Source organism: Rhodoglobus sp. G.S.23 (genome assembly GCF_056675935.1).
In genome coordinates this window covers 2393531-2416040 of record NZ_CM155237.1, presented here as the reverse complement: position 1 = coordinate 2416040, position 22510 = coordinate 2393531, and the positions used below count along the sequence as shown (strand labels likewise).

At 58.5% G+C, this 22510-nt stretch carries 27 protein-coding genes; 24 read left to right on the top strand and 3 right to left on the bottom strand.

The genetic code is table 11. The annotated features are described in order from the left end of the window. Window positions 1–18: 18 nt before the first annotated feature. Complete coding sequence (locus tag AC1ENN_RS11800; protein ID WP_449647433.1) at window positions 19–1905, bottom strand: BglG family transcription antiterminator; 1887 nt, start codon at window positions 1903–1905, stop codon at window positions 19–21. Between the two features lie 128 nt (window positions 1906–2033). On the opposite strand from AC1ENN_RS11800, the gene AC1ENN_RS11795 reads away from it, so the two are divergent. From AC1ENN_RS11795 to glmM, 15 genes are all read left to right on the top strand, one after another. Beyond that, window positions 2034–2366 (top strand): PTS sugar transporter subunit IIB, encoded by a 333-nt coding sequence (locus tag AC1ENN_RS11795; RefSeq protein ID WP_449647432.1) that lies wholly within the window; start codon window positions 2034–2036, stop codon window positions 2364–2366. Next, window positions 2359–2625 (top strand): HPr family phosphocarrier protein, encoded by a 267-nt coding sequence (locus tag AC1ENN_RS11790; RefSeq protein ID WP_449647431.1) that lies wholly within the window; start codon window positions 2359–2361, stop codon window positions 2623–2625. Before AC1ENN_RS11795 ends, AC1ENN_RS11790 begins: the two co-directional genes overlap by 8 nt. 56 nt (window positions 2626–2681) lie before the next feature. After that, window positions 2682–4208, top strand: coding sequence for a PTS mannitol transporter subunit IIBC (locus tag AC1ENN_RS11785; RefSeq protein WP_449647430.1), 1527 nt, complete (start codon window positions 2682–2684; stop codon window positions 4206–4208). An 11-nt stretch (window positions 4209–4219) separates the two neighbouring features. Next, a complete protein-coding gene (locus AC1ENN_RS11780; RefSeq protein ID WP_449647429.1) occupies window positions 4220–4657 on the top strand; it encodes a PTS mannitol transporter subunit IIA in 438 nt (145 codons plus the stop codon). Beyond that, entirely contained in the window at window positions 4654–5787 is a 1134-nt protein-coding gene (locus AC1ENN_RS11775; protein WP_480391264.1) for a mannitol-1-phosphate 5-dehydrogenase, read from the top strand. Before AC1ENN_RS11780 ends, AC1ENN_RS11775 begins: the two co-directional genes overlap by 4 nt. Before the next feature lie 144 nt (window positions 5788–5931). Beyond that, on the top strand, window positions 5932–6153 hold the full coding sequence (gene infA / locus AC1ENN_RS11770) for a translation initiation factor IF-1 (protein WP_009773103.1): 222 nt from the start codon (window positions 5932–5934) through the stop codon (window positions 6151–6153). A gap of 76 nt (window positions 6154–6229) precedes the next feature. Beyond that, on the top strand, window positions 6230–6346 hold the full coding sequence (gene rpmJ, locus AC1ENN_RS11765; protein WP_449647427.1) for a 50S ribosomal protein L36: 117 nt from the start codon (window positions 6230–6232) through the stop codon (window positions 6344–6346). Between the two features lie 179 nt (window positions 6347–6525). Continuing rightward, window positions 6526–6900, top strand: coding sequence for a 30S ribosomal protein S13 (gene rpsM / locus AC1ENN_RS11760; protein ID WP_009773101.1), 375 nt, complete (start codon window positions 6526–6528; stop codon window positions 6898–6900). Window positions 6901–6951: 51 nt separating this feature from the next. After that, complete coding sequence (gene rpsK / locus AC1ENN_RS11755) at window positions 6952–7350, top strand: 30S ribosomal protein S11 (protein WP_009773100.1); 399 nt, start codon at window positions 6952–6954, stop codon at window positions 7348–7350. A 164-nt stretch (window positions 7351–7514) separates the two neighbouring features. Further along, window positions 7515–8510 (top strand): DNA-directed RNA polymerase subunit alpha, encoded by a 996-nt coding sequence (locus AC1ENN_RS11750; protein WP_219950252.1) that lies wholly within the window; start codon window positions 7515–7517, stop codon window positions 8508–8510. 38 nt (window positions 8511–8548) lie between these two features. After that, window positions 8549–9073, top strand: a complete 525-nt coding sequence (gene rplQ, locus AC1ENN_RS11745; RefSeq protein ID WP_026037551.1) for a 50S ribosomal protein L17 — start codon at window positions 8549–8551, stop codon at window positions 9071–9073. Window positions 9074–9146: 73 nt separating this feature from the next. Further along, entirely contained in the window at window positions 9147–10067 is a 921-nt protein-coding gene (locus AC1ENN_RS11740) for a tRNA pseudouridine synthase A (protein ID WP_449647425.1), read from the top strand. A 174-nt stretch (window positions 10068–10241) separates the two neighbouring features. Beyond that, window positions 10242–10688 carry a 50S ribosomal protein L13 gene (gene rplM / locus AC1ENN_RS11735; protein ID WP_343922643.1) on the top strand — a complete coding sequence of 149 codons (447 nt, stop codon included), beginning with the start codon at window positions 10242–10244 and terminating at the stop codon, window positions 10686–10688. A 41-nt stretch (window positions 10689–10729) separates the two neighbouring features. Then, on the top strand, window positions 10730–11218 hold the full coding sequence (gene rpsI, locus AC1ENN_RS11730) for a 30S ribosomal protein S9 (RefSeq protein ID WP_449647424.1): 489 nt from the start codon (window positions 10730–10732) through the stop codon (window positions 11216–11218). 26 nt (window positions 11219–11244) lie between these two features. Then, window positions 11245–12606: a phosphoglucosamine mutase gene (gene glmM / locus AC1ENN_RS11725; protein WP_449647423.1), complete on the top strand. Its 1362-nt coding sequence runs from the start codon at window positions 11245–11247 to the stop codon at window positions 12604–12606. A 73-nt stretch (window positions 12607–12679) separates the two neighbouring features. On the opposite strand, the gene coaA is transcribed toward glmM, so the two are convergent. Next, complete coding sequence (gene coaA / locus AC1ENN_RS11720) at window positions 12680–13636, bottom strand: type I pantothenate kinase (RefSeq protein ID WP_480406948.1); 957 nt, start codon at window positions 13634–13636, stop codon at window positions 12680–12682. Between the two features lie 46 nt (window positions 13637–13682). On the opposite strand from coaA, the gene glmS reads away from it, so the two are divergent. The 9 genes from glmS to AC1ENN_RS11675 all read left to right on the top strand — a co-directional run bounded on the left by glmS (window position 13683) and on the right by AC1ENN_RS11675 (window position 21255). After that, window positions 13683–15533: a glutamine--fructose-6-phosphate transaminase (isomerizing) gene (gene glmS / locus AC1ENN_RS11715; RefSeq protein ID WP_449647422.1), complete on the top strand. Its 1851-nt coding sequence runs from the start codon at window positions 13683–13685 to the stop codon at window positions 15531–15533. Between the two features lie 8 nt (window positions 15534–15541). Next, on the top strand, window positions 15542–15916 hold the full coding sequence (locus tag AC1ENN_RS11710; protein ID WP_449647421.1) for a holo-ACP synthase: 375 nt from the start codon (window positions 15542–15544) through the stop codon (window positions 15914–15916). After that, window positions 15909–17030: an alanine racemase gene (alr, locus tag AC1ENN_RS11705; RefSeq protein WP_480406106.1), complete on the top strand. Its 1122-nt coding sequence runs from the start codon at window positions 15909–15911 to the stop codon at window positions 17028–17030. Before AC1ENN_RS11710 ends, alr begins: the two co-directional genes overlap by 8 nt. Further along, entirely contained in the window at window positions 17027–17626 is a 600-nt protein-coding gene (gene tsaE, locus AC1ENN_RS11700) for a tRNA (adenosine(37)-N6)-threonylcarbamoyltransferase complex ATPase subunit type 1 TsaE (protein WP_480406105.1), read from the top strand. Before alr ends, tsaE begins: the two co-directional genes overlap by 4 nt. Beyond that, window positions 17610–18230, top strand: a complete 621-nt coding sequence (gene tsaB, locus AC1ENN_RS11695; protein WP_480406104.1) for a tRNA (adenosine(37)-N6)-threonylcarbamoyltransferase complex dimerization subunit type 1 TsaB — start codon at window positions 17610–17612, stop codon at window positions 18228–18230. Before tsaE ends, tsaB begins: the two co-directional genes overlap by 17 nt. Then, window positions 18227–18718, top strand: coding sequence for a ribosomal protein S18-alanine N-acetyltransferase (gene rimI, locus AC1ENN_RS11690; protein ID WP_480391261.1), 492 nt, complete (start codon window positions 18227–18229; stop codon window positions 18716–18718). Before tsaB ends, rimI begins: the two co-directional genes overlap by 4 nt. A 68-nt stretch (window positions 18719–18786) precedes the next feature. After that, a complete protein-coding gene (gene tsaD / locus AC1ENN_RS11685) occupies window positions 18787–19842 on the top strand; it encodes a tRNA (adenosine(37)-N6)-threonylcarbamoyltransferase complex transferase subunit TsaD (RefSeq protein WP_480406947.1) in 1056 nt (351 codons plus the stop codon). Between the two features lie 100 nt (window positions 19843–19942). Beyond that, window positions 19943–20227: a DUF4190 domain-containing protein gene (locus AC1ENN_RS11680; protein WP_449647416.1), complete on the top strand. Its 285-nt coding sequence runs from the start codon at window positions 19943–19945 to the stop codon at window positions 20225–20227. Between the two features lie 101 nt (window positions 20228–20328). After that, on the top strand, window positions 20329–21255 hold the full coding sequence (locus AC1ENN_RS11675) for a DUF4190 domain-containing protein (protein WP_480406103.1): 927 nt from the start codon (window positions 20329–20331) through the stop codon (window positions 21253–21255). A gap of 14 nt (window positions 21256–21269) precedes the next feature. Here the strand turns inward: AC1ENN_RS11675 and AC1ENN_RS11670 are convergent, their stop codons facing one another. Then, entirely contained in the window at window positions 21270–22457 is a 1188-nt protein-coding gene (locus AC1ENN_RS11670; protein WP_449647414.1) for a class I SAM-dependent methyltransferase, read from the bottom strand. Window positions 22458–22510: the final 53 nt, after the last annotated feature.

Genomic DNA, 22510 nt, shown 5'->3' with positions numbered 1-22510 from the left:
CCGAGTTCTCGAAACCGCCTAGTTCTCGATACCGCGCACTAGTTCGTCAATAAACGTTGGAAAGTCGACGGCCTTTCTGACGAGCTGCTGCACATAATCGCGATCCGAAAATACTGTCACGAACTGGTCGAACACTGTTTGGAAAGTTGTTCGGCCGGCGGCGCTAAACGCGATCAACGCGATCACATTCACGCGGTTCTCGCCCCACTGCATTGGTGTCTCGTTGATGACGATACTGATTGCGGTTCGATGGGCGTTCATCGTCATCGCGTGCGGAACCGCGAGAGCGTCCGTGAATGCAGTTGACGACATCCGTTCTCGTTCGATGGCTCCCGTGATGTAGTCGCGTTCTATGACGCCAGCTTCGATCATCCGGTTTCCGAGCGCTTCGATCATGGCCTCTTCGCTTGGGGCACTGAAATTTCGCAGGAATAGCGCCGGATCAAAGAAACGGAGAAGCTCATCGGTGAGGGCGCGACGACGACGCAACCTGCGCACCCGCCCGATGGTCTTTCGGATGCTGTCGACATCCGTTTCTGTCAGGAACGGCTGAATGAGCACAACGTTGTCGGCGAACGAGCGGAGGTCGATAGTCGTGAGCACGAGATCGGTAGACAGCTCGGCGAGATCCACGTCGGTGCGAGTGATCACGATGCGGAGTTGAAGCTCGTCTCCAAGAACAGTCTCGATTCGTTCACGAAGGATGACGTGAAGGTCGTGATAGTTGGGGCAGACGAGCGCCGCCGTCAGTCGGACCTCGCGCTTGGCCTGTCGCTCCAAATGTGATCCGACGTGAAGGGCGATATACGAGATCTCGTCATCGTGGATCGTGATTCGCTCGCTGCGTTGGACTTCCGCCGCGATAAAGACCGCCAACTCGTAAATCATGGGATAACTGGTCTTGATCGACCGAGTCATTGGATTTCGCGAATACGAGAGGTCTTGAGCGCGCAAGATTAGGTTGCGAACGTGAAGTGACAATCGCATGATGAAGTCGTCGTCGTCGAGGTCGACAAGGTACTCCTCGCCCACATGGTGCACGGTTCGGCGAATCCGAGTGATGAGTTCTTCGAGATCGACATCGGAAGTTGAGCTTGCATCCGTGCCGCGGGTAATCACCCGCGTAGTGAGAAGGATCTCTATTTCGTTGAGTTCATCACGAGCGAGATTCACGGAGAAATGTGCCGCGATCAGGGCTCCGAGCTCGTTGGTGAACTCAGGTGCCGCATCGGCAAGTGCCGGGCTCGCTGGTGAGGTTCGATCTGCGGCAATGGCTACGTGAAGCAGCACATGATTAATGCCGTACTCATTTACGAAATAGCCGTGGGCGTCGAGAAGGTCGAGCAGTGAGGTTTTGAAGGCACGAAGGTCTGATGACTCAAATTCGCGCTGAATACTTGCAAGCTCTAAGAAACCTTGAGTGTCTTCGTGGCGGAACATCTTGCTCAGAAGTCGTCTCAGATTTGGCTCAGTGCCCGACAACACTACTAAGGCACCGCGTCGGATGAGCGAGAGACCCTCTTCGGTAACGACCGTCTTGATCTTGCGGAGATCCGCCTCGATCGTCGACTCACTCACAAAGAAACTATCTGCCAGAGCATGGATGTCGATGCCCTCAGGGGCATCACCAAGCCGTCGAACGAGGTGGTATTGGCGATCTCGAGGTCGTTCGGTGTCCCGATTGGATGCACTCTTGAGAAATTCCGCATAGTTATCGCGGTGCAGACGGTAGCCGGCTGTCGATGACTCGATGACTTCGAGGGGGAGCGCCGACGACTTAACCGCGGTGACGTAGCTGCGAACGCTGCGGGTGGTCACGCCGAGCTTGTCTGCGAGTTCGGCCGCAGTCACCCAACCCTCGGCCTGGGCGAGGTGTTCGATTAGTCGTGCATGGTTATCGAGCATCAGGTAACCATTCTCCCGTATGAACGCTTCCGCGGGTGCGGAATGTTCTCTATTGGAGCTGTCCTACGTCTTCACGCCACCATAGAGACTGGAAAGAGTTCGAGTGGTGCTCGCAAGGAGGCGACAACATGTCATCAGTGCTGGTTGTGTGCGGTGCAGGTGCATCAAGTACTTTCTTGGCGCATGCTCTTCGCAATCAAGCGGCCGTCCGCGGCATCAAACACACTTTCATTCCGGCTAGCGTCTCGGCTTTGAGCATGCCGTTGACTTCGGTGGATGTCGTCTTGGTGAGTGCGCACGTCACTGACTTCTTTGAGCAAGCGAAAGCCGCAGCAGAACTAATCGGCGCGACTGCGCTGCAGCTACCCATGCTGAGTTTCACTGCCGCGGGCGCTGACATTGCGCTCGACCTGCTCGATTCTCTCCCTCACGCAACAACAGAAAGCAGAAATCATGGCTGAAAATACTCTTCAGGTTGCGTCATCGCATGGGCTTCACGCCCGTCCGGCGTCGCTCTTTGCGCAAGCGGCCGCAGCATCCGGGATTGCCGTCACCATTTCAAAGGGTGACAAGTCAGTCAACGCTGCCAGCATTTTGAGCGTCATTTCGCTCGGCGTCAGCCACGGTGACGAAGTCACAATTGCGGCAGACGGCGAAGGCGCCGACGCGATCATTGCGGAACTCACCGAAATTCTCAGTACCGATCACGACGAAAGCTAGTCGTGTTCGGTCGCTTCCCTCGCAGTATCCCAACATCACAGATATCGGAGTAAAAAATGACAACGTCGTCTACGACCGCCTCGACAGGCGGTGCACGCGTAGGAGTCCAGAAGTTTGGAACCTTCGTCAGTGGAATGGTGATGCCCAATATTGCGGCATTCATCGCCTGGGGCTTCATCACCGCACTATTCATTCAGACTGGTTGGCTGCCGCTGCTCGGCATCGACCCGGTTTGGGTTCAACAGCTCGGTGGTTGGAGTCTCGATCCTGAAGTAACGAACACCGGTCTTGTCGGGCCGATGATCGTCTACTTACTCCCTCTGTTGATCGCTAACACCGGTGGACGCATGGTCTACGGCACCCGAGGTGGAGTTGTCGCAACGATCGCTACCGTCGGCGTCATCGTCGGTGCCGGCATTCCGATGTTCCTCGGTGCGATGCTGGTTGGTCCCAGCTCGGCTTGGGTCATGAAGAAGATTGACGCGCTGTGGGCGGGAAAGATTCGTCCCGGCTTCGAAATGCTCGTCGACAATTTCTCCGCCGGGATTGTGGCTATGTTGCTTGCGATTGCCTCGTTCTTCCTGATTGCGCCGATCGTTACCGCGATTAGCAAGGGGCTCGAAGGCATCATTGGCTTCCTCGTTGACAACAGCCTGCTGCCGCTCGCGAGCATCTTCGTTGAGCCGGGTAAGATCCTCTTCCTCAACAACGCGATCAACCACGGTGTCTTTACGCCGCTCGGTACCGCTGAGTCGCTGGACAAGGGACAGTCGATCCTCTTCCTCATCGAAGCAAACCCTGGCCCCGGCCTCGGGATCCTGCTTGCCTTCGTTGTTTTCGGTGTCGGTCTGCTGCGCGCGAGCGCTCCCGGCGCGATCCTGATTCAGTTCGTTGGCGGTATTCACGAGATCTACTTCCCCTACGTACTGGCTAAGCCGCTTCTCGTTGTTGCGGCGATCGCTGGTGGAGCTACTGGTGTTCTTACGAACGTCATCTTCCAGTCCGGTCTGCGTGCTCCGGCATCCCCGGGATCGATCATCGCGGTCATTGCACAGACGCCTCCGGGAAGCATCGTTGGCGTTCTGCTGTCGGTTGTCTTCTCGGCTGCAGTGTCGTTTGCCGTCGCTGCCGTCATCATCCGTGCCGGTCGCAAGCGTGACCTCGAGGCAATGGCTAACGGCGACGATGCACTTGCTGCAGCCGTTGCTAAGAACGCTGCCAACAAGGGTCGCGACAGCTCGGTAGGCGACCTGCTCGGAACCGGCGCAGCTGCTGGTGCCGCTGCCGGAACGGCTACCGCTACGAAGATCCAGAATGTGGTCTTCGCTTGCGACGCCGGTATGGGTTCGAGCGCCATGGGCGCGACAGTTCTGCGCAACAAGTTCGCTAAGGCTGGCATCGAAGGCGTCAACGTCACGAATAAGGCGATCGCGAACCTTGATGGCACTGAGGACCTCGTCATCACTCAGGACAAGCTCACGGAACGCGCTCAGCAGAAGGTTCCCGGCGCAATCCATGTTTCTGTTGATAACTTCATGAACAGTCCGAAATACGATGAAGTCGTAAACATGGTTGGCAAGTAACAGGAGACATCATGAGCAAGGTACTCGAGCTAGACCAGATCACAGCGGCTGGCACCGCCCGCACTAAAGAGGAAGCGATCGCTGAGGCGGCCGAGATTCTCATCGCTGCTGGTGCGGTAACGCCCGAGTACCTTGGCTTCATGAAGGCCCGTGAAGAGTTGACTTCAACCTTCATGGGCAACTTCCTAGCCATTCCGCACGGCACGAACGAGGGCAAGGACACGATCTTGTCGTCTGCGCTCTCGTTCGTGCGGTACGCGGATCCCATCGATTGGGATGGCAACGAGGTTCGCTTCGTTGTCGGCATCGCTGGAAAAGACGGTGGCCACATGGACACCCTCGCCGCTGTTGCCACAATCTTTAGCGACAACGATGAAGTGCAGAAGCTCATCGACGCCTCGAGCAAAGAAGAGCTCCTCTCGCTGCTCAGCGAATTGAACAACGCATGAAGGCCGTTCACTTTGGAGCAGGAAACATCGGTCGCGGCTTTGTCGGATTGATTTTGCACAAAGCGGGCTACGAGATTGTGTTCGCGGATGTCGCGGCAGAACTCATCGACCGCCTCGCCTCGGCTGACAGCTATCAAGTCCACGAAGTTGGCGCAGAGCCCCACACGTGGACCGTCGATAACTTTCGGGCACTCAACAGTGCAACCCATGAAGCAGCCGTGGTCGAGGAGATCGCCACCGCCGCCATGGTCACCACGGCTGTTGGTCCCAACATTCTCAAGTTCGTAGCGCCGCTCATCGCACAAGCAATCGAGGCGCGATCGGCAGACCGAGCACCATTGCACGTGTTGGCATGTGAGAACGCGCTCTATGCAACGAACATCCTGCGGGCTGAAATTGCTGTTTCTGTCAACGCGGAGATCTTGGCCGCCAAGGCAATCTTCGCCAACACTGCTGTCGACCGCATCGTGCCAGCGCAGGACCCAGCGGCAGGGCTTGACGTTACCGTTGAAGACTTCTTTGAGTGGGCCATCGAAAGCGGACCATTCGGCGACAGTGTTCCGGAGATTGCCGACGTTCATTTCGTGACCGATCTTGAGCCGTACATCGAGCGGAAACTCTTCACGGTGAATACGGGTCATGCGACGCTCGCCTACCATGGCCATGTCCGAGGGGCGGAAACCCTGGTTGCGGCGATGGCGATCGCTGAGGTCGCTGCCGAAGTCGACGCCGTTCTGGCTGAGACCAGCCAAATGCTTATCGCAAAGCATGGGTTCGATGCCGCCGACCATGCGGCGTACGTGAGCACCTGCATCCGACGGTTCGGTAATCAATACTTGCCGGATACTCCAGAACGAGTTGGGCGTAGCCCACTACGAAAGCTTTCGCGCAACGAACGCTTCATCAGCCCCGCGGCAGTGCTTGCCGCAGCGGGCACCAGACCAAGCGCATTATTGCGTGCCGTGGGTGCAGCGCTTCAGTTTGATGTCGCCGGCGATCCTGAGAGCGTGAGGATGCTGGAGCTGCGCGCATCGCTTTCCGCCGAGGATTTCGTGGCGAAGGTTATGGACTTGCACGAGGGGGATCCGCTTTATGGGGATGCCGTTGAAACTGTGAAGGCGCAATCTTAGCCCCAGCTTGGCGAAACGCCCGGGATTAGCGTAGGCTTGATCTTTGGTGTTTCAGGCCGATTTTTTCGTGCCTAGATTTTTTCGAAAGTCACTCACCACAATCCACGCAGACCAGCGAACTCCACTTATAGCGACGAAGAGGCTATGGCCAAAAAAGACGGTGTCATTGAGATTGAAGGAGCAGTAGTTGAAGCTCTGCCCAACGCGATGTTTCGTGTTGAGCTAAGTAACGGCCACGTAGTGCTTGCTCATATCTCCGGCAAAATGCGACAGAACTACATTCGAATCCTTCCGGAAGACCGTGTGGTTGTCGAGTTGAGCCCGTATGACCTGACTCGCGGCCGGATCACCTACCGCTACAAGTAACGAGCGCTGGAAAGTAACGTCCACTGTTCCTTTGCAGGACAAGTGGAACGACGACAGCGATTCACAAGGAAAAACTATGAAGGTAGCACCCAGCGTCAAGCCCATGTGTGACCACTGCCGCGTTATTCGCCGCAACGGTCGCGTCATGATTATCTGCAAGTCGAACCCGCGTCACAAGCAACGCCAGGGCTAAGGTTCCGCGAACAGATCGCACCGCGCGCGACGAGAAATCGTCGCGGCACACAACTAAATACAGCTAAATAGCAACACCAGATCTGCAACTTACGAGAGCGAGAAGCAGGGACACCACCGGTTGGAGGCCGGTGCACAGGTGCTGCTACAGACCTCCACTCACTAACAGGAGAAGCCACTATGGCACGTCTAGCCGGCGTCGACATCCCACGCGACAAGCGTGTAGAGGTCGCACTGACTTACATTTACGGTGTTGGCCGCACGAGGGCACTCAAAACCCTCGCCGACACACAAATCAGCGGAGAAATCCGCGTTCACGATCTCACCGATGACCAGCTCATCGCCCTTCGTGACTACATCGAAGGAAACTTCCAAGTAGAAGGTGACCTTCGCCGTGAGGTCGCAGCAGACATTCGCCGCAAGGTTGAAATCGGCAGCTACCAGGGTATCCGTCACCGCAAGGGACTGCCCGTTCACGGACAGCGCACGAAGACCAACGCTCGTACCCGCAAGGGCCCGAAGCGCACCGTAGCCGGCAAGAAGAAGGCCCGATAGACCCTGGGTTCATTCCCAGCGTCGTCGCCATCAAAGTTTTAGGAGAAAACAATGGCAGCACCAAAATCGGCCGCTCGTAAGCCGCGTCGTAAAGAAAAGAAGAATGTTGCAGTGGGCCAGGCTCACATCAAGTCAACCTTCAACAACACCATCGTCACCATCACTGACCCCACCGGTGCAGTACTTGCCTGGTCATCGTCAGGTGTCGTCGGCTTCAAGGGCTCGCGCAAGTCGACCCCTTATGCAGCACAGATGTCCGCTGAGTCGGCTGCGCGCCAGGCTCAGGAGCACGGTGTCAAGAAGGTAGACGTTTTCGTCAAGGGACCGGGTTCAGGTCGCGAAACTGCGATCCGTTCGCTGCAGGCTGCTGGCCTCGAAGTGGGTTCGATCAACGACGTAACACCGCAGACGCACAACGGTTGCCGTCCGCCCAAGCGTCGTCGCGTTTAGTTTCACGCCGTACTAGCTAGGTAACTAGCTAGTGCTGGCGTCGTGGCGAGGGCCCGTTGTGGCCCTCGCTCACCGCTCCAGCGCACAACTCAATACAACGTCGGGCCAGCCACCCGTCGCCCACAAGTGTCATATAGCGGACACTTTGCCGAAAGGAATCACCAGTGCTCATTGCACAGCGTCCCACCCTTGCTGAGGAGAACATCTCCGAATTCCGTTCACGGTTCGTTATCGAACCGCTTGAGCCCGGTTTCGGTTACACCCTCGGAAACTCCATCCGTCGTACCCTTCTTTCGTCGATCCCCGGAGCAGCTGTCACCAGCATCCGTATTGACGGCGTACTCCACGAGTTCAGCACCGTCGCCGGTGTTAAAGAAGATGTCACCGAGGTCATCCTCAACATCAAGAACCTCGTCGTTTCCAGCGAGCACGACGAACCCATCACCGCTTACCTGCGCAAGCAGGGCGCTGGTGAGGTCACGGCTGCTGACATTTCTGCGCCTGCCGGTGTAGAGATTCACAACCCTGAACTCGTCATCGCAACGCTCAATGACAAGGCCAAGTTTGAACTTGAGCTGACGATCGAGCGTGGCCGTGGTTACGTCACCGCAACGCAGAACCGCAGCGAATTTAGCGAAGCCGGCCAAATTCCGGTCGACTCGATTTACTCGCCAGTACTCAAGGTCACTTACCGTGTCGAGGCAACTCGTGCCGGTGAGCGCACTGACTTTGACCGTCTCGTTGTTGATGTCGAAACTAAGTCGGCAATCACCCCACGTGACGCCATCGCGTCAGCCGGTCGTACCTTGACCGAGCTGTTTGGACTCGCTCGCGAGCTCAACACTGCAGCTGAGGGTATTGAGATTGGTCCAGCACCGGTTGACGCCGTGCTTTCGACCGAGCTCAGCATGCCGATCGAAGATCTTGATCTTTCGGTGCGCAGCTACAACTGTCTCAAGCGCGAAGGCATCAACACCGTAAGTGAACTGGTGGCTCTGTCGGAGACCCAGCTCATGAACATCCGCAACTTCGGTCAGAAGTCGGTTGACGAAGTACGCGACAAGCTTGTCGAAATGGGACTGTCGTTGAAAGACAGCGTTCCCGGATTCGACAGCGCGCACTTCTACGGCGGATACGCCGACGACGAGACCAACGCTTGAGCCACTGGCTCGAACCTTTGACACTGGAGAATTAGAAAATGCCTACACCTACTAAGGGCCCGCGTCTCGGCGGTGGACCGGCGCACGAGCGCCACATGCTCGCCAACTTGGCAGCAGCCCTGTTCACTCACAAGAGCATCAAGACAACGGAAATGCGTGCCAAGCGCCTGCGTCCCGTTGCTGAGCGCCTGATCACGTTCGCGAAGAAGGGTGACCTGCACAACCGTCGCCGCGCGCTCGGAATCATCGGCGACAAGACTGTCATCCACGAACTCTTCACGGTCATTGCACCGCAGGTTGAGAACCGCGATGGTGGCTACACCCGCATCACGAAGCTTGGTTTCCGCAAGGGAGACAACGCATCGATGGTTCAGATGGAGCTCGTTCTTGAGCCCGTTACACCGAAGAAGAAGTCGCCGAAGGCCGCCGCCAAGGCTGAGCCCAAGGCTGCTGCAGAAGAGCCCGCCGTTGAGGAAGCTCCCGTCGAAGAAGTCGCAACCGAAGACGTAGCCGTTGAGGCTCCTGCTGAGGACGCTGCTGCAGAGACTGCAGAAGAGAAGTAACTTTCTTCGTTAGAGAAAACCCCGGTTCCGCCTCGTGCGGGCCGGGGTTTTCTTCGTGAAATAGGATTGACTAATGGATCAGCCGATTGCTCACACCGACAATGGTGACGTTCTTGATCCTCAGATGACCCGTCTGCGACTCGATATTTCGTACGACGGCACAAACTTTTTTGGGTGGGGAAAGCAGCCAGTTCTCCGCACCGTTCAGGGCACAATTGAAGACGCACTCGGCGTGATCTTTCGCCGCTTCGGGGTGATCCCCTCCCTCGTCGTTGCCGGTCGAACGGATGCCGGGGTGCACGCGAGCGGGCAGGTCGCTCACCTTGATCTGACTGATGCCCAGCTCCGCAGCCTTGATCGGCCACGTCGGGGGAATATGGGCGGAAAGCGTTATGACGGGCCAGCATCGTTGGCCCGGCGTATCAACGGAATCGCCGGGCTCGAAGCTGATATCCATGTCTCGAGCTCTGAGATTGCCGCTGAAGGCTTCGACGCACGTTTTTCTCCGCTGTGGCGTCGGTACGAGTACCGCATCGCTGACAATGAGTCGCCGCGGGACCCGCGCTATCGAAACCACACGGTGTGGTATCCCGCGACGCTCGATGTCGATGCCATGAACACTGCGGCAAAGGAACTACTGGGGCTCCACGACTGGGCGGCATATTGTAAGCCGCGCGAGGGTGCGTCAACGGTCCGGTGGCTTGAACATTTCAGTTGGCGACGCAATGAAGAAGGAATTATCGTTGCCGAGGTGCGTGCTGACGCGTTTTGCCACAGCATGGTGCGATCGCTTGTTGGTGCTGGCGTTTTCGTTGGCCAGGGCAAGCTTGATGTTGCTCGTCCGTTCGAGATTCGTGATGAACGATCGAAGGGGAGCGAGTACAAGGTCATGCCGGCGAAAGGACTCACGCTCGTCGAGGTCGGCTATCCACCGGACGAGGGTCTGGCGGCACGCGCAGAACTCACCCGATCGCACCGTGATCCGATGGACTAGCGTCAGCGGAGTGTTTGCTGCGTAGCCAAAGTTCCGCTATTGTTGACCCTTGGTGTCTGCGCTATAAGAGCGCGGCATCCGATCATGAGCCCTCCACCTGAATTGTTTCTTCTGAAACAACCATCGGAGCGGGATTCACGAACACCTCACTCGATCAATGAAAGCAGCACTATTGTGACGCGTACATATTCGCCCAAGCCCGACGACGTCAAGCGGGAATGGGTCATCATCGACGCCGCCGACATCGTTCTCGGCCGTCTCGCCAGCCACGCAGCCATCTTGCTCCGTGGAAAGCACAAGGCAACCTTTGCTCCTCACATGGACATGGGTGACTTTGTCATCATCATCAACGCTGAGAAGGTTGCCCTCACCGGCTCCAAGCTCGCAAAGAAGAAGGCCTACCGCCACTCCGGTTACCCGGGCGGACTCACGGCCACCACGTACTCCGAGATGCTGGAGAAGCACCCTACGCGCGCCGTCGAAAAGGCAGTCCGTGGAATGCTCCCCAAGAACTCCCTCGGTCGCGCTCAGCTCTCCAAGCTGAAGGTCTACGCAGGCACTGAGCACCCTCACGCTGCTCAGCAGCCAACTCCGTACACCCTCACCCAGGTCGCTCAGTAGCGCCCGCGCTTTACGTAGCCAAGACTTAAGGACTTATTACTGTGGCCAAGATCGAAGATTCAATCACCGAGGGTGCTCCCGAGTCGTACACGACTGAATCGGCAGCAACCGAGGCGCCTGCTGCGCCTCGCCCCGTACTCACCGTTCCCGGTGCAGCCGTTGGACGTCGCAAGCAGGCAATTGCCCGCGTGCGCCTCGTTCCCGGTTCGGGAACCATCACGGTCAACGGCCGTGAGCTCGCCGAGTACTTCCCCAACAAGCTTCACCAGCAGCTCATTAACGACCCGTTCAAGGTCCTTGACCTGCTCGGTGGTTACGACGTAATCGCACGCATCACCGGTGGTGGCCCTTCCGGCCAGGCCGGCGCGCTGCGTTTGGGTATCTCTCGTTCGCTCAACTTGATCGACGAAGAGAACAACCGTGCGATCCTCAAGAAGGCTGGCTTCCTTACCCGTGACGCTCGCGTCAAGGAGCGTAAGAAGGCTGGACTCAAGAAGGCCCGCAAGGCTCCGCAGTTCTCGAAGCGTTAATCCGCTTTCCCTGCTAGCGGCAACGTATGGCACGTCTTTTTGGTACAGATGGCGTTCGCGGACTCGCGAATAGCGATCTTACTGTCGAGCTTGCGCTCGGCTTGGCTCAGTCGGCAGCAGTCGTTCTGGGCCAAGGCCGGGTTGCTGATGGTCGGCGCGCTTCAGGCCGCCGACCGGTTGCAGTTGTTGCACGCGACCCCCGCGTATCCGGCGAATTCATTTCTGCCGCAGTATCCGCGGGGCTCGCGAGCTCAGGTGTCGATGTCTTCGACGCCGGAGTAATTCCCACCCCGGCAGCAGCGTTCCTCGTTGCCGATTTCAAAGCCGACCTCGGAGTCATGATCTCCGCGTCGCATAATCCCGCCCCAGACAACGGAATCAAATTCTTTGGTCAGGGCGGCACAAAACTTCCCGACGAGGTCGAAGACCGAATCGAAGCAGCGCTTGCAGCCCCGAGCCTCGCGCCCACAGGCATAGAAGTGGGTCGCATCCGACGGTTCGCCGATGCTGAAGACCGCTATGTCGTGCACCTGCTGTCGACACTCCCCAACCAACTCGGCGGCATCCATGTAGTGCTCGACTGCGCTCATGGTGCGGCATCAGGAGTTTCGCCACAGGTATTCACGGATGCCGGTGCCAAAGTCACCGTCATTGGTGCTGACCCCGATGGCATCAATATCAATGACGGAGTTGGGTCAACTCACCTAGACAATCTTGCTGCAGCGGTGCTCTCACACGGCGCCGATATCGGAATCGCTCACGACGGCGACGCCGACCGCTGCCTCGCCGTCGACAAAGATGGCAAGGTCGTCGATGGCGATCAGATCATGGCGATTCTGGCCGTATCGATGGCTGAGCGCGGTGTTCTTCATGACCGCACACTGGTTGCGACAGTAATGAGCAATTTGGGGCTTCGTCGTGCCATGGCCGAGCACAATATCACGATGCTCGAAACTAAGGTCGGCGATCGCTATGTGCTTGAAGCACTCGGTGAGCACGGCCTATCGCTCGGTGGTGAACAATCTGGTCACGTCATCATGACTAAGTTTGCGACGACCGGTGACGGCATCCTGACCGGATTGCACCTTGTTGCTGAGATGGAGCGAACGGGTAAGACGCTTGCCGAATTGGCTTCGGTGATGACCGTTTACCCTCAGGTGCTCGAAAATGTTCGAGGCGTTGATCATCATTCGCTGGGATCAGACACCGTAATCGCCGACGCCGTTGCTGAGGTTGAGGCCGAGTTGGGCGATACCGGCCGAGTCTTGCTTCGCGCTTCGGGAACCGAACCGATGGTTCGTGTGATGGTAGAAGCAGAGCACCAAGAGATCGCTCAACAAATGGCGGAGCGACTTGCCGCGGTCGTGCGTGCTCAACTCGGCGCCTAGTCACGATTGACCTGCGAAATACTGCGAGTTGCCGCGCTAGCGCAATGATGTTCGTAGTTACCGCGCGGCCTTATTAGGTCTTGCGCAGCAGCACTTTCGACACCGCGTGATTCGCATCCTTGCGCAAAATCAGTGATGCGCGCGGCCGGGTAGGCAAAACGTTCTGGATAAGGTTTGGCTCGTTTGTGAGCTTCCATACCTGTTGCGCGCGTGCCCGGGCTGCGCTTCCGCTGAGGTCCGCGAAGCGGTGAAAGTACGAGCGCGGATTGCTGAACGCTCCGCGCTGGAGACGAAGGAAGCGCTCCTCGTACCAGCGGGCGATGTCGCTCGTGCGGGCATCCACATAGATCGTGAAGTCGAAGAGGTCGCTGACGGCGAGTTTTTTGCCCGGTGTTGGGGGTTGTAGGACGTTGAGCCCCTCGACGATGAGTACGTCTGGTTTGCGGACTACGACACCCGCATCGGGGATGATGTCGTAGGCGAGGTGGGAGTAAAACGGTGCTCGTACTTCTGGCTCGCCCGCTTTGATCTTGCTGACGAAGCGAAGCAGGGCACGGCGGTCGTAGCTTTCGGGAAACCCTTTTCGCTCCAAGATGCCGCGGCGTTCGAGCTCGGCGTTCGGATGAAGGAAGCCATCGGTTGTGATCAGTTCGACCCTGGGCGTTCCATCCCAACGGGAGAGCAGTTCGCGCAACAGTCGGGCAATGGTGGATTTTCCCACGGCTACTGATCCGGCAACGCCGATCACGAAGGGCGTTCGGGTGGTGGATGCGCCCAAGAACTGAGTGGTTGCGGCGTGGAGCCTCTGAGCATTTTCTGCATAAAGATTGAGCAGACGGCTAAGGGGGAGGTAGACCTCCGAGACCTCGGTGAGGTCGAGTTCATCTCCGAGCCCGCGGAGCTCAATGAGTTCCGTTTGTGTGAGGGGCACTTTCATTTTTGGCGCGAGCTCGCTCCAATCGCTCCGATCGATTTCGAGAAAAGGAGAGATTTGACCGTGTGCGGAGCTATGTTCGTGCATCGGGTTCATCCTATCTGCGCGCGGATACCCAGCTTGGGCAACTAAACTCGTTTCCATGTGTGGAATTGTCGGTTACGTCGGTAACGAAAAAAGCCTTGAGGTTCTCCTCGGCGGTCTCAAACGTCTCGAATATCGGGGCTATGACTCCGCAGGTGTCGCCATTATTGACGACGCGGGGGTGCTGGGTACGCGCAAGCGTGCTGGCAAGCTTCAGATGCTGCTGGATGACCTAGCCGAAGCCCCTCTCGGCAACGGTGCCACGGGCATCGGGCACACCCGGTGGGCTACCCACGGTGGCCCGACGGACGTCAATGCGCACCCGCATTTGAGCCGCGATTCGAAGCTCGCGCTTATTCACAACGGCATCATCGAAAACTTCTCTGAGCTGAAGAACGAGCTGCTTGCCGAGGGTGAAACCTTTGCCAGCGAAACTGACACTGAGGTTGCAGCAATTCTCGTCGGTCGCGAATACGAGAAGACTGGCGATCTCACTGAGGCGCTGCGTGGGGTTGTTGCTCGCCTAGAGGGAGCATTCACTCTTCTCGCCGTTCATGAGGACCAGCCTGGCGTTGTTGTCGGCGCTCGTCGCAACTCACCGTTGGTCATCGGCTTGGGTGATGGTGAAAACTTCCTCGGCTCCGACGTTGCAGCGTTCGTTGAGTTCACGCGTCGTGCCGTCGCTATTGGCCAGGACCAGATTGTTACGATTCGTCCGGACTCTGTTGACGTTATCGACTTCGATGGCAACCGTGTTGAGGTCGAAGAGTTCGATATCGCTTGGGATGCTTCGGCATCAGAGAAGGGCGGCTGGTCTAGCTTCATGGCTAAGGAAATCAGCGAAGAGCCTGATGCCGTAGCCAACACAATTCTGGGCCGTGTTCAGGATGGGCTTGTTAAGCTCACCGAATTTGAGCCGCTTGGTGATGACGTTATCGCCAACATCGACCGCATTGTTGTTATCGCATGCGGAACCGCTGCCTATGCCGGAATGCTCGGCAAGTACGCCATTGAGGCGTGGTCGCGCGTTCCCGTCGACGTTGAGCTCGCGCACGAGTTCCGCTACCGAAACCCGATTCTCACCGATCGCACGTTGGTTATCTCGATCAGCCAGTCTGGCGAGACCATGGACACCCTCATGGCAGTGAAGTTCGCCATGGAATCCGGGGCAAAAGTCGTTTCGGTGTGCAACACGCACGGCGCAACGATTCCCCGCGAGTCGCATGCTGTCGTCTACACGCATGCTGGCCCCGAGGTCGCTGTGGCATCCACAAAGGCGTTCGTCGCTCAGGTGACGGCGCTGTACCTCATTGGACTGCACATCGCGGGTGTTCGCGGAACGCTCAGCGAGGAAGCGATTCGTGAAAATGTTGCCGAGTTGCAGGCCGTACCAGACAAGATCTCTGAGGTTTTGGTCACTTCACAGTCGATCAAGCAGTTGGCACACTGGATGACAGACACTCAGTCGGTTCTTTTCCTCGGCCGCCACGTGGGTTATCCGATCGCGCTCGAGGGTGCCCTCAAGCTCAAGGAACTGGCCTACATTCACGCCGAGGGCTTCGCTGCTGGAGAGTTGAAGCACGGTCCGATCGCGCTCATCGAGCCCGGTCAGGTTGTCTTCGTAATTGTTCCGAGCCCGCGTGACCCCAATTCGCTGCACAAGAAGGTTGTCTCCAACATTCAGGAGATCCGTGCTCGGGGTGCCCGCGTTATTGCTATCGCTGAAAAGGGTGACGCTGCGGTGTTGCCATTCGCCGATGAGGTCATCCCGATTCCCCTAGCCGGTTCGTTCTTTGAGCCGTTGCTTGCCGTCATCCCGCTGCACATTTTTGGTATGGAGCTTTCAGCAGCGAAGGGACTCGACGTCGACCAGCCTCGCAACCTCGCGAAGTCTGTCACCGTCGAATAGGTCTCACCGTGATTGTGGGGATCGGTGTGGACATCGTTGACATCGCACGCTTCGAGCGTGCTTTGCAGCGCACGCCGACCCTCACCTCTCGCCTGTTCTCTGAGAGCGAACAGCTCAAGGATGGTGTGGCTCGCCCGCTGCGCTCGCTAGCCGGCCGGTTTGCCGCCAAGGAAGCGCTCATAAAGGCGTTGGGTGATTCAACCGGTGTCACCTGGCACGACATGCGTGTCGTGTCAGATCACCTAGGGAATCCGTCCTTTGAACTGCTCAACTCCACAAAGACAATTGCCGAGCGCCGAGGAATCACTTCCGTGCACCTCTCGATGAGCCACGATGCCGGCATCGCGATCGCCTACGTTGTCGCGGAGGCGCACCATGACTGATCTACGCCTCGCAACCATCAGTACCGCTGCGATCAGCCACAACATGCAAGTCCTACGCGCGCTCGTTGCCCCGGCCAAAGTCATGGCAGTAGTGAAGGCGAATGGGTACGGCCATGGCGCCGTTGAGAGCGCACGAGCAGCGCTCGCCGGCGGTGCAGACTGGCTCGGTGTAGCCGACCTGACCGAAGCGTTCGCTCTCCGAGGCGCCGGTATTGATGCCCCGCTCCTTGCGTGGTTGCATCAGCCTGGGGCGGCTTTCAGCGAAGCGATCCGCAAGAACATCGAACTCGGGATCAGTAGCACCGCACAGCTCACAGAAGTTGCCTCGGCATCCGGAACAGCCAACGTGCACCTCAAAGTCGATACCGGTTTGCATCGCAATGGTGCGGCTCTCGGCGACTGGCAGAAATTTTTTGAGGAGGCGGTTGCCCACGAACTGGCCGGTCGCATCCAAGTCCGGGGCATCTGGAGCCATCTTGCGAACGCGGGCACCGCAAACGACACCAAACAGATTGAACATTTTTCCGCCGCCATTGCCCTCGCAGAATCGGTTGGATTACGACCCGAATTTCATCACTTGGCGGCATCTGAGGGCGCAATCAAGTACCCGCACGCCCGCTTCACTCTTGTGAGGTTCGGAATCAGCACGTACGGACTGACCCCAGCCAACGACGTCGATGCCGAGGCTCTCGGTCTGGTGCCAGCGATGACCCTCAGCGCTCCTGTCGTGTCGGTGAAACGCGCTGCCGCAGGCGAAGGTGTCTCGTATGGATTCGATTTCCGCTGCGAGACCGATACCAACTTGGCCCTAGTGCCCCTGGGTTATGGCGATGGCATTCCGCGCCAGGCATCCAATCGCGGCCCCGTCTCCATCAATGGGGTAACCGGCCACATCGCTGGGCGAGTAGCTATGGATCAAATCGTGGTCAATATGGGAGACACCCCGGTTGCCGTCGGCGATCGCGCCGTGGTGTTCGGTAGCTCCATCTCGAGTTCGGACGGAGCGCCGACTACGGTGCCCAGCGCCGAGGACTGGGCGACAGCAGCTGGCACCATTAATTACGAAATTGTGACGCGCATCGGGCAGCGTGTGGTGCGCAGGTACGAGCAGTGACAACGCTAACAATTGATTCCCCCGAACGGATGGCTGAACTGGGGGCAGCGATCGCCGGGCAACTGAGAGCCGGAGACCTTGTTCTCCTCAACGGCGAACTCGGTGCTGGAAAGACGACCCTCACTCGAGCGATAGGTGAGACGTTAGGCATCCGCGGCACCGTAACGAGCCCCACTTTTGTTCTTGCACGCACGCACCCGAGGCTCGAAGCAGGCGAAGTGGCCTCTAATCCTGATGCAGCAGCCGACCTAGCGCCGCTCGTACACGTTGATGCCTACCGACTGGGTAGTGCGGTCGAGCTCGATGACCTCGACATTGATTTTGAAGCATCCATTGTTGTCGTCGAATGGGGCGCAGGGTTGCTCGATGGGGTCAGCCCATCGTGGTTGAACGTAGACATTGTTCGCCCAACCGGTGCAGGTACCGAGCCCACAGCAGGCACCGCGCCCACAGCAGGCACCGCGCCCACAGCCAGTCGTGAACGCGACGCTGGCGACGACTTTTCCGAAGAAGCTGTTGAACCACGCACCGTCACCGTGACCGGTCATGGTGCCAAGTGGGCAGAAATGGGGTGGCTTGATGTTCTTAGCAATTGATACATCAGCGGGCACCAGCGTTGCCATCGTCGATGCGACCGGCGTGGTCCGGTCCGCGTGCGACTCTGCAGACACCCGCAAACACGCCGAAGTCATCGGCGATTTTGTTTATAGTTGCCTCGCTGATGCCGGGCTCTCGGTAACCGACCTAACCGGTGTCGTCGCGGGGATGGGCCCCGGTCCTTTCACGGGGCTCCGCGTGGGAATCGTCGCAGCCCGCGCTTTCGCGTTTGGGGCCGGTCTCCCGCTTTACCCGGTGGTCACCCACGATGCAATCGCGCTCGGCGAAACCGCACCAACTCTCATCGCCACTGACGCGAGGCGCAAAGAGTTCTACTGGTCGACCTATGCGGGAACGGATGACGCGGGGTTGCCGATCCGCGTCGCTGGCCCAGCCCTGGCCCCTGCCGCCGAATTGGCCGATCATGTGCCGAACTATGAACGTTATGCCGCGCACGAAGCAGCACCAGTACACGCAGCACAACTGGCTCAACTGGCGCAACTACTGAAGGCAAACGGACGCGAGTTCGCCGGCCACGAAGCGCTCTACTTGCGCTCGCCTGACATCAGTCTTTCCGCAGGACCGAAACGAGTAACCGCATGAGCTGGCAATTGCGCCGCGCTACCCCAGACGACCTTGACGCCATCATGATTATCGAGTCGAGCGAGTTCGCCAATGACGCGTGGTCGAGAGACATGATGGCGGCAGAGATTGTCGACAACCACGGCTATTACCTTGTCGCACACCCGGTAGGGGATCCCACGCAAGTGACGGCCTATGCAGGATTGCGTGCGCCGTTCCGTTCCGGGCAGGCGGACATCCAAACTATTGCTGTCGCACCGGATGCTCGACGCCACGGTATCGGTCGTGCCCTGATGCACGCGCTCATGGTTGAGGCTCGCGATCGCGGGGCAAGTGAGCTCTTCTTGGAGGTGCGTGACGACAACCCTGCCGCCCAACGCCTTTATGATTCGCTCGGTTTTGAACGGATCGCTGTGCGGCCTCACTACTACCAGCCTGATGGCGTTGATGCGATCGTGATGCGACTGACTATTCCTGAGCCGAAACTTTCCCCGGCGGTCGGCAGATGACTGAGTTGTCTGGAGGGGATAGCTCCCGCTCGGAGTATCGCGAGGCTCCGAGCACGCGCAGCCTGCCGATGAACACGACGGAACCGCTCGTGCTGGGAATCGAAACCAGTTGTGATGAGACCGGTATTGGCATTGTTCGAGGAAATCGGTTGCTGGCCAATGTGATTTCTTCCTCCATGGACGAGCACGCACGCTATGGCGGCGTCGTTCCCGAAGTTGCTGCACGCGCGCACCTTGAGGCGATGCAGCCAGCGCTCGAGCAGGCGCTCGCCGCCGCGGGAGTGGAGCTCCACGAAGTCGACGCCATTGCCGTCACGAGCGGTCCAGGGTTGGCGGGTGCGCTCATGGTCGGAGTTGCTGCAGCGAAGGCACTTGCGGTCGCGACCGACAAGCCGCTCTATGCCGTCAACCATCTCGTCGGTCATGTCGGAGCGGATGTGCTGCGTGATGACGGAACCGAGATCGACCTTCCGACAATTGCGCTACTCGTTTCGGGTGGACACACCTCGTTGCTGCACGTGCGTGATCTCGTTTCCGATGTCGAACTGCTCGGCGAGACAATCGATGATGCGGCAGGCGAAGCCTTTGACAAAGTAGCGAGACTGCTGGGATTGCCATATCCGGGCGGGCCACAGATCGACCGGGTTGCTGTCGGGGGAGATCCCCGTGCGATTCGCTTTCCTCGAGGCCTCAGTCATGCCAAGGATCTGGAGCGGCATCGCTACGACTTCTCCTTTTCGGGTCTCAAGACCGCTGTTGCCCGGTGGGTGGAGCGCGAGCAAGATGCGGGAACAGAATTCTCGATCGCGGATGTTGCCGCTAGCTTTCGAGAGGCAGTCGTTGACGTCCTGCTGACCAAGGCAGTCGCGGCGTGCGTTGATCGAGGGGTGCCTCGCCTGCTTCTCGGTGGCGGGGTTGTTGCGAATGCCCGGGTGCGGGAACTCGCTCAGGAGCGGTGCGACGCTGCCAACATCCAACTCAGGATTCCGCCGCTGTCGTTGTGCACCGACAACGGCGCGATGATCGCAGCGTTAGGTGCCCAATTGGTAATGGCAGGTAAACAACCGTCGACGCTGAGCTTCAGTGCGGACTCGACTCTTCCTGTCACCCAAATTCAGGCGTAGTTTCGCGCTAGGCTCGAACCCAGACACATTGACAGCGTTCTTTCAGGCTGACAATATGGTCGCGCCGCTTTCGGTTTCATCTACTAAGGAGCATTCCGTCATGTCAGAACCCACGCCTTACGCCTCGACGCCAACAGGCGCGCCGGTTGCCAAGTGGAACGTACTCTCCATCGTGTCCCTCGTGACCTCGATTCTGTGGCTTAGCCTCATCGGCATCATCACTGGTCACATCGCACTAAGCCAGATCAAAAAGACTGGCGAACAGGGCAACGTGCTCGCCATCATCGGACTTGTCCTGGGCTACCTCGGTCTACTGGGAGCCATTATTTTTGGCGCGATCATCATCGGATCGTTGGCACTCGGCGGAGCCGTAACCTCGTACTAGATTTTTCCTGTTCGAAGGGCCTGCACAGGTGTGCGGGCCCTTCGGCGTTAACGCGAATTGTTAACGGGAAAATGTTGATGTTCGCTTGCTAAAGTGGCCGAATGGCTACTAACAACTCAGACGGCTCGACGCCGTCGATCCCCACTCCCGCTATTCCTGCGGCATCAAGCGCGCCCAAGGCAAAGGCGACTCCGTCAGCCAAGAAGCCTGCGGCAACGAAGAAGACGACCGCCTCGCCGGCCGCAGCGAAGTCCACACCTGCAGCGAAGGCTTCCCCCACTAAGACTTCAGTTGCCAAGGCTTCAGTTGCCAAGGCTTCCACCACCAAGACTTCCCCTGCCAAGGCTTCCACCACCAAGACTTCCCCTGCCAAGACTTCCACCACCAAGACCGCCGCGGCTAAGGGCACTGCGGCAAAGGCCACCCCTACAGCGAAGATGGATGCTGCGGAACCCGCAACGGAGAAGGCTGCCGTTCCAGCGCCAGTCGCCGCTACCAGCGCAGCACCGAAGTCAGCAGCGGCACCGGCACCGGCAAAGTCCGCAGTGTCGGCGACAAGTGCTGCTGCGGCCACTCCGGCATCGGCGACGTCAGCTCCCTCGACCCCGCCGGTGCCTCCCGTCACGCCCAACGACACTCCCGCGACGTCGAACGATCCGTACTCCGCGCCAAGCGGTACCCCGATCCCCGGCTACGAGAGTGCAGCTACTCCGGGTCAGGCACCATTCACCCCGGTTCCGGCCGGTCCCCCACAGGGGCTCTCCATCGCCTCGATGGTTACCGGAATCTCGGGCATCCTGCTGTCGTTCGTCGCTTTTGGTTTCTTGCCGGGCGTTGCAGCGGTAGTCATGGGCCACATGGCGCAGAAGAAGCAACCTCAGTCGCGTCCTTTCTGGCTCACGGGCTTGATCACCGGATACATTAGCGTCGCGATCGGCTTGATCACCGGAATCATTATTATTGGCGCATTCCTGCTATTTACTGCAGGCATCAGCCAGATGGGTCCCAGCTTCCGCCGCGATTTCTAGCAGCCACCAGCCCGCTACGCAGGCGAAACAACGCGGCGAGCTAGTAGCGCCCGACGCTTGCCTGCCACGCGAGTAAGAATCAGCGTTGCACTGTGCTCACCCTTCAGTGAGAGCGATGTTCGGAAAGTCGCGGGGTCGATATCGACCCCGCGCTTTTTGATTTCTAGAGTGCCAATCTTGCGGGAAGCGAGTTCCTTCTTGAGGGAGCGCTTATCGAGTGCGAAGTCAGCGACAATCTCGAAACAGGTTGCGAATGGCGAGGCCACTGCTGCGTCTGCACTGAAGTACGCAATCGACGTGTCGAGCATCCGTCCGTTCAGCTGTCTGGTGAGATCTCCGATAAGCCTCGCCCGGATGACTGCCCCATCTGGTTCATAAAGAAACTGCCCTAATTCTCCCGTGGCTTCATCTGCGCTGTCGGAGGCTGCCGTCATTTCGGCGGTGCCGTGTTCACCGATGACCAGTGCGGAGCGACGGATGCCGTCGCGAGCGACTGCACCGAACCACAGCCCGAGCTCTACGACTTCACGGCCGACTGAGATCCACTGGGCTTCAGCATTTTCGGGAATGAGATCGCGATCGATGCCGGGGCCGAGCTTGATTCCGGTGGGATAGCGCTCGGCAAGACTGAAAGCGAAATCGAGTGATGGTGTCCAGTCCGCCGGATTGGTCAGGCGAACGCGAGCATCCCGCCGCGCTGGGTCGAGGTAGATGCCGTCGATCCCTGAGAGATCTGCCGATTCTGCATCGCCGTGAACGACGTGAGCGTTGCTCCAGGGAGCTAGATTGAAGCTCGCGAGCGCTGCGGTGGTTTCGTCCAACTCGACAGCCGTGACGGTGAGGCCGAGGCCTGCGAGCGCGAGGGCGTCTGCGCCGATTCCGCAGCCGAGATCGGCGACCCACTTCACATTGGCGTTACTGAAGCGGCCGGCGTGGAGCGCCGCAACAGGAAGTCGAGTTGCTTGTTCGAGGCCGGCTTCGGTAAAGAGCATCCGTTCGGCAAATGGGCCGAACTTGTTCGCCGCTTTTGCCCGCAATTTGGACTGGCTGAGCACGGCGGCGACGAGGCCGGCGCTGTGGCCAGCTTTTCGCAGTTCGCCGACAGTGCGTACAATCTCGTCGCTCGATTGCCAAGCGGGAAGTGAGTCGAGCAGGCGGAGGCCTTCGGCTGAAAGTAGCTCGCGCAATTCGCTCTGATTCATTCTCTAACCGTATCCGCATCTGTATTGGCACTCACGTTGATCGAGTGCCAACC

Coding starts and splice junctions, on each gene's coding strand:
- rpmJ (WP_449647427.1), top strand. CDS start 6,230: ATGAAGGTAGCACCCAGCGTCAAGCCCATGTGTGACCACTGCCGCGTT.
- AC1ENN_RS11785 (WP_449647430.1), top strand. CDS start 2,682: ATGACAACGTCGTCTACGACCGCCTCGACAGGCGGTGCACGCGTAGGA.
- AC1ENN_RS11670 (WP_449647414.1), bottom strand. CDS start 22,457: ATGAATCAGAGCGAATTGCGCGAGCTACTTTCAGCCGAAGGCCTCCGC.
- rpsM (WP_009773101.1), top strand. CDS start 6,526: ATGGCACGTCTAGCCGGCGTCGACATCCCACGCGACAAGCGTGTAGAG.
- AC1ENN_RS11795 (WP_449647432.1), top strand. CDS start 2,034: ATGTCATCAGTGCTGGTTGTGTGCGGTGCAGGTGCATCAAGTACTTTC.
- tsaB (WP_480406104.1), top strand. CDS start 17,610: ATGTTCTTAGCAATTGATACATCAGCGGGCACCAGCGTTGCCATCGTC.
- tsaD (WP_480406947.1), top strand. CDS start 18,787: ATGAACACGACGGAACCGCTCGTGCTGGGAATCGAAACCAGTTGTGAT.
- AC1ENN_RS11775 (WP_480391264.1), top strand. CDS start 4,654: ATGAAGGCCGTTCACTTTGGAGCAGGAAACATCGGTCGCGGCTTTGTC.
- rplQ (WP_026037551.1), top strand. CDS start 8,549: ATGCCTACACCTACTAAGGGCCCGCGTCTCGGCGGTGGACCGGCGCAC.
- AC1ENN_RS11780 (WP_449647429.1), top strand. CDS start 4,220: ATGAGCAAGGTACTCGAGCTAGACCAGATCACAGCGGCTGGCACCGCC.
- rimI (WP_480391261.1), top strand. CDS start 18,227: ATGAGCTGGCAATTGCGCCGCGCTACCCCAGACGACCTTGACGCCATC.
- glmM (WP_449647423.1), top strand. CDS start 11,245: ATGGCACGTCTTTTTGGTACAGATGGCGTTCGCGGACTCGCGAATAGC.
- AC1ENN_RS11790 (WP_449647431.1), top strand. CDS start 2,359: ATGGCTGAAAATACTCTTCAGGTTGCGTCATCGCATGGGCTTCACGCC.
- AC1ENN_RS11800 (WP_449647433.1), bottom strand. CDS start 1,905: ATGCTCGATAACCATGCACGACTAATCGAACACCTCGCCCAGGCCGAG.
- alr (WP_480406106.1), top strand. CDS start 15,909: ATGACTGATCTACGCCTCGCAACCATCAGTACCGCTGCGATCAGCCAC.
- rpsK (WP_009773100.1), top strand. CDS start 6,952: ATGGCAGCACCAAAATCGGCCGCTCGTAAGCCGCGTCGTAAAGAAAAG.
- glmS (WP_449647422.1), top strand. CDS start 13,683: ATGTGTGGAATTGTCGGTTACGTCGGTAACGAAAAAAGCCTTGAGGTT.
- infA (WP_009773103.1), top strand. CDS start 5,932: ATGGCCAAAAAAGACGGTGTCATTGAGATTGAAGGAGCAGTAGTTGAA.
- AC1ENN_RS11680 (WP_449647416.1), top strand. CDS start 19,943: ATGTCAGAACCCACGCCTTACGCCTCGACGCCAACAGGCGCGCCGGTT.
- coaA (WP_480406948.1), bottom strand. CDS start 13,636: ATGAACCCGATGCACGAACATAGCTCCGCACACGGTCAAATCTCTCCT.
- AC1ENN_RS11740 (WP_449647425.1), top strand. CDS start 9,147: ATGGATCAGCCGATTGCTCACACCGACAATGGTGACGTTCTTGATCCT.
- AC1ENN_RS11675 (WP_480406103.1), top strand. CDS start 20,329: ATGGCTACTAACAACTCAGACGGCTCGACGCCGTCGATCCCCACTCCC.